This is a genomic window from Microlunatus capsulatus (genome assembly GCF_017876495.1).
Taxonomy (GTDB): domain Bacteria; phylum Actinomycetota; class Actinomycetes; order Propionibacteriales; family Propionibacteriaceae; genus Microlunatus; species Microlunatus capsulatus.
Genome location: NZ_JAGIOB010000001.1, coordinates 3,566,799 through 3,580,488 on the forward strand (window position 1 = coordinate 3,566,799; position 13,690 = coordinate 3,580,488).

Annotated in this window: 15 protein-coding genes; 11 read left to right on the top strand and 4 right to left on the bottom strand. The window is 77.6% G+C overall.

Annotated elements, in window-relative coordinates; all coding sequences use genetic code 11:
- Window positions 1–147 precede the first annotated feature (147 nt).
- Window positions 148–1,011, bottom strand: a complete 864-nt coding sequence (locus tag JOF54_RS16565) for an NAD(P)-dependent oxidoreductase (protein ID WP_210057819.1) — start codon at window positions 1,009–1,011, stop codon at window positions 148–150.
- A gap of 104 nt (window positions 1,012–1,115) precedes the next feature.
- Here JOF54_RS16565 and JOF54_RS16570 point away from each other — a divergent pair, with 104 nt between their 5' ends.
- Genes JOF54_RS16570 through JOF54_RS21205 form a run of 4 tightly spaced genes read left to right on the top strand, consistent with a single transcriptional unit; the run spans window position 1,116 to window position 3,696 of the window.
- Window positions 1,116–2,141, top strand: coding sequence for an LLM class flavin-dependent oxidoreductase (locus JOF54_RS16570; protein WP_210057821.1), 1,026 nt, complete (start codon window positions 1,116–1,118; stop codon window positions 2,139–2,141).
- Window positions 2,142–2,192: 51 nt separating this feature from the next.
- Window positions 2,193–2,879: a thiamine phosphate synthase gene (locus tag JOF54_RS16575; protein ID WP_210057823.1), complete on the top strand. Its 687-nt coding sequence runs from the start codon at window positions 2,193–2,195 to the stop codon at window positions 2,877–2,879.
- Window positions 2,876–3,343 carry a guanyl-specific ribonuclease gene (locus tag JOF54_RS16580; protein WP_307804288.1) on the top strand — a complete coding sequence of 156 codons (468 nt, stop codon included), beginning with the start codon at window positions 2,876–2,878 and terminating at the stop codon, window positions 3,341–3,343. Before JOF54_RS16575 ends, JOF54_RS16580 begins: the two co-directional genes overlap by 4 nt.
- On the top strand, window positions 3,340–3,696 hold the full coding sequence (locus JOF54_RS21205) for a barstar family protein (protein WP_210057825.1): 357 nt from the start codon (window positions 3,340–3,342) through the stop codon (window positions 3,694–3,696). Before JOF54_RS16580 ends, JOF54_RS21205 begins: the two co-directional genes overlap by 4 nt.
- Window positions 3,697–3,722: 26 nt before the next feature.
- Here JOF54_RS21205 and JOF54_RS16590 read toward each other — a convergent pair whose 3' ends face one another.
- Window positions 3,723–4,820, bottom strand: coding sequence for a polyprenyl synthetase family protein (locus tag JOF54_RS16590; protein WP_210059646.1), 1,098 nt, complete (start codon window positions 4,818–4,820; stop codon window positions 3,723–3,725).
- A 111-nt stretch (window positions 4,821–4,931) separates the two neighbouring features.
- Here JOF54_RS16590 and metF point away from each other — a divergent pair, with 111 nt between their 5' ends.
- Window positions 4,932–5,861 carry a methylenetetrahydrofolate reductase [NAD(P)H] gene (metF, locus tag JOF54_RS16595; RefSeq protein WP_210057827.1) on the top strand — a complete coding sequence of 310 codons (930 nt, stop codon included), beginning with the start codon at window positions 4,932–4,934 and terminating at the stop codon, window positions 5,859–5,861.
- Here metF and JOF54_RS16600 read toward each other — a convergent pair.
- Together JOF54_RS16600 and JOF54_RS16605 are read right to left on the bottom strand one after the other, a co-directional pair.
- Window positions 5,806–7,968 carry a HelD family protein gene (locus tag JOF54_RS16600; protein ID WP_377455632.1) on the bottom strand — a complete coding sequence of 721 codons (2,163 nt, stop codon included), beginning with the start codon at window positions 7,966–7,968 and terminating at the stop codon, window positions 5,806–5,808. The two genes, metF and JOF54_RS16600, sit on opposite strands and share 56 nt — an antisense overlap.
- A gap of 141 nt (window positions 7,969–8,109) precedes the next feature.
- Window positions 8,110–9,459, bottom strand: coding sequence for a phytoene desaturase family protein (locus tag JOF54_RS16605; RefSeq protein WP_210057831.1), 1,350 nt, complete (start codon window positions 9,457–9,459; stop codon window positions 8,110–8,112).
- Between the two features lie 42 nt (window positions 9,460–9,501).
- Between JOF54_RS16605 and JOF54_RS16610 the strand changes: the two genes are divergently transcribed.
- The 6 genes from JOF54_RS16610 (at window position 9,502) to JOF54_RS16635 (ending at window position 13,552) form a co-directional block, all read left to right on the top strand.
- Window positions 9,502–9,849 carry an Rdx family protein gene (locus tag JOF54_RS16610; protein WP_210057833.1) on the top strand — a complete coding sequence of 116 codons (348 nt, stop codon included), beginning with the start codon at window positions 9,502–9,504 and terminating at the stop codon, window positions 9,847–9,849.
- Between the two features lie 298 nt (window positions 9,850–10,147).
- A complete protein-coding gene (locus JOF54_RS16615) occupies window positions 10,148–10,468 on the top strand; it encodes a hypothetical protein (protein ID WP_210057835.1) in 321 nt (106 codons plus the stop codon).
- Entirely contained in the window at window positions 10,465–10,920 is a 456-nt protein-coding gene (locus tag JOF54_RS16620; RefSeq protein WP_307804289.1) for an SAV_6107 family HEPN domain-containing protein, read from the top strand. Before JOF54_RS16615 ends, JOF54_RS16620 begins: the two co-directional genes overlap by 4 nt.
- 86 nt (window positions 10,921–11,006) lie before the next feature.
- Window positions 11,007–11,744, top strand: a complete 738-nt coding sequence (locus tag JOF54_RS16625) for a methyltransferase domain-containing protein (RefSeq protein WP_210057837.1) — start codon at window positions 11,007–11,009, stop codon at window positions 11,742–11,744.
- Between the two features lie 13 nt (window positions 11,745–11,757).
- Window positions 11,758–12,957, top strand: a complete 1,200-nt coding sequence (dinB, locus tag JOF54_RS16630) for a DNA polymerase IV (RefSeq protein ID WP_307804290.1) — start codon at window positions 11,758–11,760, stop codon at window positions 12,955–12,957.
- Between the two features lie 178 nt (window positions 12,958–13,135).
- A complete protein-coding gene (locus JOF54_RS16635) occupies window positions 13,136–13,552 on the top strand; it encodes an SCO2097 family morphological protein (RefSeq protein ID WP_210057839.1) in 417 nt (138 codons plus the stop codon).
- Window positions 13,553–13,690 lie beyond the last annotated feature (138 nt).

The following is a 13,690-nucleotide window of genomic DNA, read 5'->3' on the forward strand; positions in this document are numbered from 1 at the left end:
CCGGGGAGGGCACGCCGTCCGTCCTCCACCCGTCGCCGTCCACCGGTCGAGGATGCCCGACGCGCCTGTGCGCGCCCGGGATCCCGGGGACCGGCCGGGGGCGCACCCGGGTCCTCCCGGAGGCCGGGCCCGCTCCGACGTCCCCGCTCAGCCCTCCCCGCGCAGCGCGGTGACGACGGCGGCGATGTCCTCCCCGCCGTGACCGCCGGCCGACGCCGTGGCGTAGCAGTCGCGGACCGCGGTCAGCAGCCGGTCGGGCAGGCCCTGCGTCCGGACCGCCGCCAGGATCAGCTCGAGGTCCTTGAGCCCGCCGTCCAGGCCGAAGGCGGGGGCGAACGCGCCCTGCAGCATCGCCGGACCCTTCGTCTGGGCGTAGGCGCTGTCGGTGGCGGTGCCCGCGATGGCCTCCAGGAAGAGGGTGGGGTCGACGCCCTGGGCCTGGGCGAGCACGAGGGCCTGCGCCGTCGCGGCCGTCAGGCTCAGCACCCAGCTGTTGGCCGCCAGCTTCAGCGCGGAGGCGGCGCCGGCGGTGTCCCCGGCCCAGACCACCCGGGCGGCCACCGCGTCCAGCACCGGCTGCACGCGCGGCCGCAGGGCGGGGTCACCGCTGAGCAGGGCCACCAGGGTGCCGTCCTCGGCCGGCTTGCGGGTGCCCAGCACCGGGGCGTCGAGGAACCCCGTGCCGTGCTCCGCGGCCAGGGCGGCGAGCTCGGCCGTGCCGACCGGCCCGACGGTGCCGGTCTGCAGCCAGACGGCGCCGGGCCCCGCGCTGCCGAGCGCGGCCGTGGCCACCTCCCGGGCGGCGTCGAGGTCGAAGAGCATGGTCAGGACGACGTCGGCCCCCGCGACCGCCTCGGCGGGGGAGGAGGCGTCCACCGCGCCGGCCTCGACGAGCGCTCCGGTCCGGCCCGGCGAACGGTTCCAGACCCGGACGGCGTGCCCCGCCGCCAGCAGGTTCGCGGCCATCGGGCCGCCCATCGTCCCGGTCCCCAGCACGGCCACGTCTGTCATGGTGTCTGTTCTACCCGGCCCGCAGCGGTGCCCGGCACGGGGCCGGTGCCGGAATAATTGAATCCTCAATCGTCGTTGGGGCGACCAACCCCGAGGAGACAGACATGGAGTTCGGACTCACCACCTTCGCCGAGATCGACGACCCGGCGGTCAGCCCCGGCGAGCGGCTGCGGCAGGTCGTCGAGGAGGCCGTGCTGGCCGACCAGCTGGGCCTGGACGTCTACGGCATCGGCGAGCACCACCGCCCCGACATGGCGGTGTCAGCCCCCGAGGTCGTGCTGGCCACCATCGCCGGCCGCACCCAGGACATCCACCTGAGCAGCGCCGTCACCGTGCTGAGCTCGGCGGACCCGGTGCGTGCCTTCCAGAACTTCGCCACCCTCGACCTGCTCTCCAGCGGCCGCGCGGAGCTGATGGCCGGCCGGGGCTCGTTCACCGAGTCCTTCCCGCTCTTCGGCTACTCCCTGGGCGACTACGACGAGCTGTTCGCCGAGAAGCTCGACCTGCTGCTGGCCCTGCGCGAGGAGGGCCCGACCACCTGGTCCGGCCGGTTCCGCGCGCCGCTGGACGGCGTCGTCGTCCACCCCCGGCCCGAGGGCCGGCCGCTGCCGGTCTGGGTCGCCGTCGGCGGGACCCCGAGCTCGATCGTCCGCGCCGGCACCCTCGGGCTGCCGCTGGCCCTGGCGGTCATCGGCGGGCAGCCGGCCGCGTTCGCGCCGCACGCCGACCTCTACCGCCGGGCGCTGGAGCACGGCGGGCACCCGGTCAGCACCCCGCTGGCGGTGCACGCGCACGGCTACGTCGCCACCGACGAGGGGGCTGCCCGCGCGGACTTCCTGCCCCGCTACAAGGCCACCTTCGACAAGCTCGGCCGCGAGCGGGGCTGGGCGCCGATGTCGCGGGCGCAGATCGAGGGCCTGATCGGCGCCGAGGGCGCGCTGTTCTTCGGCCACCCCGAGCGGGTCGCGGACAAGATCGTCGCCCTGCACGGGCTGCTGGGCGTCGACCGGTTCGAGATGCACGTCAGCCACGTCGACCACGCCCGGACGATGCACTCGATCGAGCTCTTCGCCACCGAGGTCGCCCCGCTGGTCCGCGAGCGGCTGGCCGCGGAGCCCGCGACCGTCTGAGCGGTCCCGCGACGGGCCGCCCGCCGGCCCACCGGTCGCTAGGGTGAGCGCGTGACGGCACTCATGGGCCTGGCGGCCCGCCTGCGGCTGGCCCGGCTGGTCCTGCGCACCGACGCCCGCCGTCGGCAGGGCGACCTGGCCGCCTTCCTCACCGCGGCCCTGGCCGGCGGTGTCGACGTGGTGCAGGTGCGCCAGGACGACCTCGACGCCGCCACCGGACGCGCGGTGCTCGAGGAGGTCCGCGCCGTCGCCGCGACCTCCGGGGCCGTCGTCGGCGTCGCGGGTGACCCGGCCTGGGCCGGCGCCGTCGGGGCCGACCTGCTGCACCTGCGCCCGGGCGACGACGCGTCCGCGGCCCGTGCGGCGCTGCACCCCGACGCCCTGCTCGGCCGCTCGGCCCACGACGGCGACCAGCTCGACGCCGCCCTGGCCGACGAGGCGCTCGACTTCGTCGCCGTCGGCCCGGGCCTGGTCGCGCGCGCCGCCCGCACCGCCCCCGTGTTCGCCGTGGCCAGCACCCCCTGGTTCGTCGGCGGCGGGGTCGGCGCTGCCACCCTCGACGACCTGCTGGCGGCCGGCGCGCGCCGGGTGCTGGTCGGCAGCGCGCTGGCCGACGCCGACGACCCGCAGGACGCGGCCGCCCGGCTCACCCGCTCCCTGGCCGACGCCTGGCGCGCCGACCCCGGCGCCGAGCGCTACCGCTTCGCCGCCGCGGCCACCCCCGGCCGGGCCCGGTGAGCGCGCGGCTCAAGGCCGTCGCGGCGGTCGCCGCGCTGCTGGTCCTCGGGCTGCTCGCCCTGTGGGGCGGGACGGGCACCGACACCGCCGCGCCGCCCGCGGCCCCCGGGGCGTCCACGAGCGCCCCCGCGGGCGCGGGCGGTCGCAGCACCACCGCCGACGGCGGCACCGACCCGGAGTCGGGGCTGCCGCTGGTCGCCCTGGCCTCGCTGCCGCGCGAGGCGCAGCAGACCGTGCGGCTGATCGAGCGTGGCGGTCCCTTCCCCTACGACCGCGACGGCGTCACCTTCGGCAACCGCGAGCGGCTGCTGCCCGCCCGGCCCGGCGGCTACTACCGCGAGTACACCGTCCGCACGCCGGGCGAGGACGACCGCGGCGCGCGGCGCATCGTCACCGGCGACGACGACCGCGAGCTGTTCTGGACCGACGACCACTACGCCTCGTTCGCCCGGGTCCAGCGGTGAGCGCGGGCCGCCCGCCGCTCACCCCGGGCGTCTACCGCGCCGGCGGCGCCGGCCCGACGGCGGCCGCCCTGCGCGGGTCCGGCTGGGACGCGCGGGTGGTCGCCCCGGCCCGCTCGACGCCGGACCTCTACGCCGCGCTCGCCGCCGCGCTGGACCTGCCGGACTGGTTCGGCGCCAACCTCGACGCCCTCTGGGACTGCCTCGCCGAGCTCCGGGCGCCGACGGCGCTGGTGCTGGCGGGCTGGGACGCCTTCGCCCGGGCCGAGCCCGTCGACGCGCGCCGGGTCGCGGACCTGCTCGCCGAGCGGGCCCGCGAGGACCCGCCCCTCGTCGCCGTCCTCGTCCGCGGCTGACCTGCGGGAGGACCGCGCGGGCGGGCTCAGAACTGCCGGCGGACGGCGGCCTCGGCCAGCGCGGTGAGCCCGCGCCGGCCCTCGTCGGTGACCGGCGCGGCGTCCAGCGCGGCGAGCGCCTGCGCGTGCCCCTCCGCGATCATCGCCTCGACGGCGTCGACCGCGCCCGAGCTGACGATGACGTCCTGCAGGGCCGCCACGCCGTCGGCGTCCAGGTCGGGGTCGCCCAGCCGGGCCTCCAGCAGCGCCCGGCCCGCGTCGTCGGTCCCCGCGTGCGCGTGGGCCACCAGCACCGTCCGCTTGCCCTCGCGGAGGTCGTCCCCGGCCGGCTTGCCGGTCACGGCGCTGTCGCCGAACACGCCGAGGACGTCGTCGCGGAACTGGAAGGCCCGCCCGGCCGGGGAGCCGAAGGCGGCCAGCGCCGTCTGCAGGTCCGGGTCGTCGCCGCCGAGGGCCGCCCCCAGCTGGCAGGGCCGCTGGACCGTGTACCGCGCGCTCTTGAACTCCACGACGCGGCCGGCCTCGGCCAGCGCGACGCCGGCGTCGCCGCCCAGCGGCCGGGCCTGGGCCACGATGTCGAGGAACTGCCCGCCGGTGACCTCGGTGCGCATCGTCTCGGCCACCGGCGTCGCCCGGGCCAGCGCCGCGGGCTCCATCCCCGAGCGCAGCAGCAGCTCGGCCGACCACATGAGCAGCAGGTCGCCCAGCAGGATGGCCCCCGCACGGCCGAAGGCCGCCGCGTCGCCCAGCCGGCCGGCGACGACGTGCTGGGCCTCGAGCTGGCGGTGCGCCGCGGGCCGGCCGCGGCGCAGGTCGGAGGAGTCCATGACGTCGTCGTGCACGAGCGCCGAGACGTGCAGCAGGTCCAGGCTGGCCGCGGCGCGCAGCAGCGGCGCCAGGGCGGCGGCGTCCGGCATCCCGGCGGCGGCCACGTAGCCCCAGACGCAGAAGGCCGGGCGCAGCCGCTTGCCGCCGTCCAGCAGCTCGGCCGCCAGGACGCTGAGCGGCTCGAGCTCAGGCCCCAGCGCGGCCAGCACGGGCTGCTGGGAGTCGAGGAACGCGGTCACCGTGGCGCCGACGGCGTCCCGGAAGCCGGGGCCGAGCGGGGCGTCGGGGTCCAGCACCGGCGCCGGGCCCGATCGCTCGGGCGCGGGGACGGCGGACCGGGGCAGGGGACGGGTGACCACATGCTGAGCCTACGGAGGGGCTGCGGGGGCCCCACATACAGTGTTCGCATGCCGGGCCGGACTGCGTCACCGCCGCGTCCGCGGACCCCCACCATCCCCGAGCTGCTCGCCACCGCCGGGCGGCCCCTGTTCTCCTTCGAGCTGTTCCCCCCGCGCGACGAGGCGGGCTCGCGGCAGCTGTGGCAGACGGTCCGCGAGCTCGAGGCCCTGGGCGCCGACTTCGTCTCGGTCACCTACGGCGCCAGCGGCTCGACCCGCGAGCGCACCATCGGCGCGACCGAGCAGATCGCCCTCACCACCACGCTGCGCACCGTGGCCCACCTGACCTGCGCCAGCCAGAGCCGCGAGCAGCTGCGCCGGGTCGTCGGCGCCTACGCGGCCGCCGGCGTCAAGCACGTGCTGGCCATCCGCGGCGACATGCCCGGCGGTCCGCGGGAGCCCTGGGTCCGCCACCCGGACGGCCTCGACAACGCCACCGAGCTGGTCGCGCTGGTCCGCGAGCTGGGGGACTTCTGCGTCGGCGTCGGTGCCTTCCCCGACCCGCACCCGTCCTCCCTCGACGCCGACCTCGACGCGCGCATCCTCGTCGCCAAGGCCCGGGCCGGGGCGAGCTACGCGATCACCCAGCTGTTCTTCCGGCCCGAGGACTACTTCGCGCTGGTCGCCCGCGTCCGCGCGCTGGGCTGCGACCTCCCGGTCATCCCGGGCATCATGCCCATCACGAACGTCCGCCAGGTCACCCGGTTCGCCGAGCTGTCCGGCGCCGCCCTGCCCGACGCCGTCGTCGACCGCGTGCAGGCGGTGGCCGGCGACGAGGATGCCGTCCGCCGGGTGGGCACCGCGATCGGCACCGAGCTCTCCGAGGCGCTGCTCGACGGCGGCGCGCCCGGCCTGCACTTCTACACCCAGAACCGCTCGCGGGCTACCCGCGAGATCTACGCCAACCTGCGGAGCCGTCTCCTGCCGCGTCGAGGGTGACCAGCCGCTGCGTCGGGCGCGTCAGCGCCACGTAGAGCGAGCGCACCCCGCCCGGGGACTCGGCGACGATGCGGTCGGGGTCGACGACCAGCACCCCGTCGTACTCCAGGCCCTTGGACTCCAGCGAGGTCACCACGGCCAGCCGCTCGGCGCCGGGCAGCGCGGCCGCGTCGAGGGCGGCGCGCACCTCGTCCCGGCCGGTCGGGGCGCAGATGACGCCGACGGTGCCCTCGACCTCGCCCAGCAGGTCGACGACCGCGTCCACGGCCCCGGCCGCGACGCCGCGCTCGTCGGCGACGAGCAGCAGCGGCTCGACGCCGGTCGAGCGGACGGCGCGGGGCAGGTCGGCCTCGGGGTAGGCCCGGACGACGACGGAGGCGGCCAGGTCGAACACCTCGGCCGGGCTGCGGTAGTTGGTGCTCATCCGGAACCGCCGCACGGGCGCGGTGCCGACGAGCTCCTTGAGCGCGCGGTCGGTCTCGGCGGCGTCGGGCCAGGAGCTCTGCGCCGGGTCGCCGACGATCGTCCAGGACGCCCCCGCGCCGCGCCGGCGGAGCATCCGCCACTGCATCGGGGTGATGTCCTGCGCCTCGTCGACCAGCACGTGGCTGTAGGTCTGGTGCGGCTCGGCGAAGGGGTCGACCTCACGGGTGGGGGTCAGCCGGTCGGCCGTGGTCACCACCTCGGCGTACTCGGCGTCGTCGGGCAGGAACAGCGGCTCGTCGCGCTCCTCGCTCTCGGGCACCGGTCCCAGCAGGCTGACCAGCTCGTCCAGCAGGGCGCCGTCGGCGACGGTCCAGTCGGCGGTCCGCGGCAGGTCGGCGGTCCGGGGGTAGGAGGCGGCCAGCAGGTCCTGCTCGGCGCTGCTCAGCGTCGACCCGGCGAGCCGGGCCAGCAGCCCGCGGTCCCCGAGCCGGGCCAGCGCCGTCGGGGCGCTGACGCCGGGCCACCAGGCCAGCAGGAACATCGTGAAGGCGGCGGTGTCGGTGACGGCGTCGTCGAACTCGTCGCGCTCCATGTCCAGCTCGGCGGCCGGGCGGCCGCGCCACAGCGCCTGCAGCAGCGCCTTCTCGGCGGCCTCGCGGCCGGCGTTGAGCTTGTGGTGGGCCAGCACCTCGGCGCGGATCCGCTCCAGGGCCTCGACCCGCAGCACCAGCACGTGGCCGCGCAGGGTGAGCCGGAGCTCCAGCGGCACCGCCTGCGGCGGCTCCTGGACCAGCCGGCGCAGCACGCGCACCATCCGCAGGCTGCCCTTGACGGCCGCGGTCGGGGCGTCGTCCACCCGCTCGCCGGCCAGCCGGACGACGTCGCCGGCGACCGTGCCGACGGGCCGCAGCGTCACCGACTCCTCGCCGAGGGAGGGCAGCACCCGCTCGATGTAGTTCATGAACACCCGGCTGGGGCCGACGACGAGGACGCCGCCGGAGGTGAAGCGCCGCCGGTTGGAGTAGAGCAGGTAGGCCGCGCGGTGCAGGGCGACGACGGTCTTGCCGGTGCCCGGCCCGCCGGAGATCAGGGTGAAGCCCTGGTACGGCGCGCGGATCGCCTCGTCCTGCTCGCCCTGGATGGTGGCGACGATGTCGCGCATCGTGTGCCCGCGGGCCCGGGTGAGCGCGGCCATCAGCGCGCCCTCGCCGACGACGGCCAGGTCGTCGCGCGCGTGCTCGCCGTCCAGCAGGTCGTCCTCGATGCCGATCACCTGCTGGCCCTGGCAGCGCAGCACCCGGCGGCGGACCACCTGCATGGGGTCGTGCGGGGTGGCCCGGTAGAAGGGCTCGGCCGCCCGGGCGCGCCAGTCGATCACCAGCGGCTCGTAGTCGGCGTCGCGGACGCCGATCCGGCCGACGTAGCGGACCTCGCCGTCGGTGCGGTCCAGCCGGCCGAAGACCAGGCCCTCGTGCTCGGCGTCCAGCACGGCCAGCCGCTTCGCGGCCTGGAAGGCGAAGACGTCGCGCTCGTAGAGCCCGGTGCCGTCCTCCTCGCGGACGTAGGAGCCGCGGTCGGACTGGAAGAGCGAGCGGCCGGCCGTCGCGACCTCCTGCGCGGTGCGGGTGGCCTCGGCCAGCCGCCCGTAGACGAGGTCGACGTGGGCCTGCTCGACGGCGATCTCACGCTCGACGAGGTCCGGGGTGGCGGGGCCGCCCGGCTGGTCGGCGGGCGTGCCGTCGTCGTCGGGCTCGTCGGGAGCGGTCACCCGGTGCGCGGAAGTCAAAGAGTCTCGTCCCTCGGTCAGAAAGCGAACGACTCACTATACGGGGGCCGGGGCGGCCCCGGAGGCGTCTCCGCGGGAGGCGTCGGGCGCCCGGTCGAGCGCGTCGTGGCAGGCGTAGGAGGCGAGGGCGCCGGAGAGCACGACCTGGGAGGGCCCGTCCCCGCCGGCGGACGCGGCGCTGGCCAGGTGGAGCCCGGCCGGTCCCGGCGTCACCGGCGGGCGCAGCAGCCAGCTGCGCCAGCCGCGCCAGGCCGCTCCCGCCCCCGGGTCGGGCCGGCTCCGGCCGTGGTCGTGCCGGCTCACCACCGTCCGCTCGCCGACGGGGCGCGCCCAGCTGACCACCGGCGTGCCGTCGGCCGCGAGCTCGACGGTCTCGGTGACGGCGAGGGCGGGCCGGTCCAGGGCGGTGTGCTCGACGGCGGGCGCCGCCGCGGGCCGGAGCCGGTGGGTGCGGCGGCGCAGGGCCGGGTCCGCGTCGCGGGGGAGCAGCGCGTCGACCAGCTGCCACGGGTCGGTGGTGACGACGACGGCCGCCGCCCGGCGGGGGCCGTCCGCCGTCACGACGCCGACCACCCGGCCGTCGACGACCTCGAGGCCGGTGACGGCCGAGCCGAGGTGGACCGCGACCCGGCGGGTGGCCAGCCGGCCGGCCAGCGCCTCGGCCAGCACCGACGAGCGCCCGGTGTCGGCGGGACGGGCGGCCGGGTCGGCCGCGGCCAGGTGCCAGTGGCCGAACCGGCGGCTGACGCTGAGGTCGACGGCGACGAAGGCGGGCGTCCGCTCCGGGTGCGAGCCGTGCCGGTGGGCCAGGCTGCGGACCAGGGCCTCCAGCCGCGGCTCGTCGAGGCGGGCGGCCAGCCAGGCGAGGCTGCGGCGGGCGTGCAGCCGGGCCAGCACCGGACGGGTGAGCTGCCGGCGGCCCAGCAGCGGGTACTCCAGGCCCAGAGGCCGCAGGGCCAGCCAGACCTCGTCCAGCTCGTCGAGCAGGTGCTGCCAGCGGGCCGCCGCCGCGGCCCCGACGACGGGCCGCAGGGCGGCCTGCTGGGCGCCGCGCTCGGTGGGCAGGCTCAGCGCCGTCCCGTCGGCGAAGCGGTAACGGACCGGCGGCGCGGGCACCAGGGCGTGCCCGGACCGGGCCAGCTCGGCCTCCAGGGGCCGACCGCTCTTGCGGAACAGGTCGCGCCACGGGGCCGGGAAGGGCAGCACGCCGCGGGCGTCGTCGACCAGCCCCACCCCGGGCAGCTCCCGGGCGGCCCAGCGCCCGCCGAGGACGTCGGCCCGCTCGTGCAGCTCGACGGCGTGCCCGGCCTTGGCCAGCCGGGCCGCGGCGGCCATCCCGGCCACCCCGCCGCCGACGACGACCACCGGGTCGGGGGAGGCGGGCATGGTCACGAGCGTAGGCGAGCCGCCGGCTGCCAGGCTGGGGGCATGGACGCCGCCACCCCGCCCGCCGCCCCCGCCGCGACGCCCGCGTCCGCGCGGGTGGAGATCACCTACTGCACCCAGTGCCGCTGGCTGCTCCGGGCGACCTGGGTGGCCTCGGAGCTGCTGACGACGTTCGGCACCGACCTCGCCGAGGTGGCCCTGGTCCCCGGCACGGGCGGGGTCTTCCGCGTCCGGCTCGGCGAGGACGTCGTCTGGGACCGCTCCGTCGACGGCGGCTTCCCCGAGCTCGCCGACCTCAAGCGCGTGGTCCGCGACCGGGTCGCCCCCGGCCGCAGCCTCGGGCACACCGACCGGGCCGCGGCGGCCCGGACCGCCCCGCCCGCCGGCTGAGCTCGGGCCCGCCGTCGGGCCTTGACGTGTCAGCGGGGCGGTGTAGATTGGTCCGCAGATCGAACAGGCGTTCGATTACCACCTCCGCTCTTGGGGAAGCAGCGGGGGAACGGGGACGGACGCCTGCAGGATGCGGCGTCGTGTTCGCGGCACGCGCTCCTGGCTCGCCCCGGCGCGCACGGACCTCGACCCCCGTCCGCGCCGGGGTGGCCCGTCCTCCCGCGACACCCCTGACCGTGCTCCCGGCCGCGCGCCGGCGTCCGGTCACGCCCTCGTCCCACCTGCCCTGAGGAGTGCCGTGCCCGTCCGCAGGAGCGCCAGCGCGCTCGGTCCGTCGTCCGCCCACCCGCCCGAGCGTCCGGTCGCCGGCGTCGAGCCCGTCCACGTCCGGACCGAGACCGTCGACGGCGTCGAGACGCCGGCCCAGCTGCTGCGCGGCGACCGGCTCTGGCTGGTCCGCGCGGCCGAGCTGCTCGCCGGGCCCGGCCGGCGGTGGCGGGTCGCCGCCGCTCCGGGCCCCGGGGTGGCGCCGGTGCCGCTGGAGCTGGCGCTCGCCGACGGCCGCTGGACCCTCGCCGAGCCGTCCCGCGCCGGCGCCGGGGAGCCGGCGTGGGCGTGAGCACGGTCGAGCCCGTCCGGCTGGCCGAGCGGCAGGCGTCGCGGGAGCGCGGCCGCCGCGCGGTGGCGGCCGACCTGGCCCGGGCCCGCGCGGCCCTGGACGAGGCCGCGGACCTGACGACGGCGGCCGAGCGCTACCTCGCGACCCAGGCGGCGGCGCTCCGCGTCGCGGCCGTCGTCCTCGCCGTCCGGGCCCGCCCGGCCCCGGGCGCCCGACCCCGCAACGCCTGGCGGCTGCTGGCCGAGGTCGCCCCCGAGCTGGCGGAGTGGGCCGCCTTCTACGCCGCCACCGAGCACCGGCGCGACGCGCTGCGCGGTGGCGCGACCGGGCTGGTCAGCGCCCGGGAGGCCGACGACCTGCTCCGCGACACCGAGGAGTTCCTCGCGCTGGTCGAGCACGCCGTGGCGCCGCCGGGCCCGGCCGCCCACCGGCCACGGCGGGGGACCACGTGAGGGCCGCGACGGCGCCGGCCCGGCTAGGCTGCGGCTCGACGGCGGGCCCTCCCGGGCCGCGCCCGCCCGGCACGCAGGAGGAGACGATGGTCGAGGCCCGACGCCGGCGGTCGGTCTCGGCGACCTTCCTGCTGGACCTGCTGGCCGGCCAGCTGCGCGGGCTCGACCCCGCGGGCGCACCGCTCGACGTCGTCGACCTCGGCGGCGGCACGGGTGGCGTGGCCACCGCTCTCGCCGGGCACGGCCACCGCGTCACCGTCATCGACCCCAGCCCGGACGCCCTCGCCTCCCTCGAGCGGCGGACGGCCGAGGCGGGCCTCGAGGGGCGCATCGTCGGCCGGCAGGGCGACGCGGCCGACCTCGTCGACGTCGTGGGCGAGCGCTCCGTCGACGTCGTCGTCTGCCACCGGGTGCTGGAGGTCGTGGAGTCCCCGGCCGAGGCCCTGACGGCGGTCGCGGCGGTGCTGCGCCCGGGCGGCGCGCTCAGCCTGCTCGCCTCCCAGCGCCGCGCGGCCGTGCTCGGCCACGCCCTGGCCGGGCACCTCGGCCTGGCCCGCCGGGCCTGGGCCGACCCCCGCCGCTTCGACCACGAGGGCCTCGTCGACCTGCTCGCCGGCGCCGGCTTCGACGTCCAGGCCAGCCACGGCATCGGCGCGCTGGCCGACCACGTCGCGGAGCAGGTGCTGGAGGCCGAGCCCGGGGCGCTCGCGGACCTGACGGCGCTCGAGGCCGAGGTGAGCACCGACCCGGCCTTCCGCGCCCTGGCCCCGCAGGTGCACCTCTTCGCCCGGGTCGGCCTGACGACCCCGGCCGCCGTCGACTGAGCCGGGGCAGGCCGTGAGCAGCGGGGGACCGCCGGGCCGGGACCGGCCGACCGGCCCGATCATCATGCACGTCGACATGGACGCCTTCTACGCCTCGGTGGCCCTGCGGGAGCGGCCCGAGCTGCACGGGACGCCCGTCGTCGTCGGCGGCGAGCACCGCGGTGTCGTGCTCTCGGCGACCTACGAGGCGCGGGCGCTGGGCGTCCGGTCCGGGATGTCCTCGGGCCAGGCCCGCCGGCTGGCGCCCTCGGCCACGTTCGTGCCGCCCGACTTCGACGCCTACGCCGAGGTGTCGCGCGCCATCGTCGCCGTGTTCGGCACCGTCTCCGCCGTCGTGGAGTCGGCCTCGATCGACGAGGCGTTCCTCGACCTGACCGGGTCGGTGCGGATGTTCGGCCCGCCGGCCGGGATCGGCGAGCACGTCCGCGCCGTCGTCGCCGACGAGCAGGGCATCACCTGCTCGGTGGGCATCGGGCCCACCAAGTTCGTCGCCAAGATGGCCAGCCGCGCCGCCAAGCCCGACGGCCTCGTCGAGGTCCCGCCGGGCCGGGTCGAGGCCTTCCTCCACCCGCACCCGGTGGAGGCCATGTGGGGGGTCGGCCCCGCCACGGCCCGCCGGCTGCACGGCCTCGGCCTGGAGACGGTCGCCGACCTCGCCGCCACCCCGGTCGCCACCCTGCGGCAGACCTTCGGCCCGCACAGCGGCCGGGCGCTGCACGAGCTGGCCCACGGCCGGGACCGCCGGCGGGTGGTGCCCACCGAGCCCGAGCGCAGCGTCGGCTCCCAGGAGACGTTGGGCCGCGACACCGACGACCCGGACGTCGTCCGCCGCGAGCTGCTCCGGATGGCCGACCGGACAGCGGGCCGGATGCGCCGCGCGGGACTGGTCGGTCGGACGGTGGCGGTGGCGCTGCGCTTCTCCGACTTCACCGAGGTCACCCGCTCGGCCACCCTGACCACGCCCACCGACGTCACCGAGGAGATCTACGCCGCCGCGGTCGCGCTCTACGAGAAGCTGGGCCTGGAGCGGGCGCGGATCCGCCGCGTCGGGGTCCGGGTGGAGGGCGTCACCCCGGCCCGCCAGGCCTACCGGCAGCCCTCGCTCACCGACCCGGAGCACGGCTGGCAGGAGGCCGACCAGGCCGTCGACGCCGCCGTGCGCAAGTTCGGCCCGGCCGCGGTCCAGCGGCTGGCGCTCACCCGTCGACACTGATCGGTGGATTCCGTTTCCTCTAGCCGATATGCCACCTAAACTGAACTCGACTCGCCCAGCAGGGCGGCGCTGGATGGACGAGACCTCCGCGAGCTCGGCCAGGGACCCCCTGGCCGGTGACCGGTAGCGACGTACGATGGCGGGGAGTCAACGACGAGACCGGCGGGAGGTGGGTCAAGTGGCCCTCTCGGACGAGGAGCAGCGGCTCCTGGCGCAGATGGAGGCCGCTCTGGCGGCTGAGGACCCGAAGCTGGTCAACGCCTTGCGCGGGACCGGCGTGCGACGGGTCCACCGGCGTCGAGCGGCGGTCGCCGGGGTCGGGTTCTTCCTGGGTCTGGCCCTGCTGGTGGCCGGCATCTCCCTCAAGAACGACGTCGTCAGCATCGTGGTGAGCGTCCTCGGCTTCGTGGTGATGGTGGCCGCGTCGGTGGTGGCGATCTACTCCTGGCAGCACGTCGGCGGCCCGGGGGCCGAGTCCGCGCAGACGCCCGACCGGGCCACCAGCGCCCAGGGCTCGCGCGGCGGCGGCGACCAGGGCTTCATGAACAAGATGGAGGAGCGCTGGCGCAAGCGCCGCGACGAGTCGGGCTTCTGACTCCCACCTCCACCCCCACGACGCATCTGCTCACCGAGCAGGTGCGTCGTGGCGTCTCCGGGCCCGTGCGCACCGGCTCGGGTGCCCGCTGACCACCCGCCGCCGGCTGCTCGCCCTCGCGCCGCCCGCCCTCGGCGC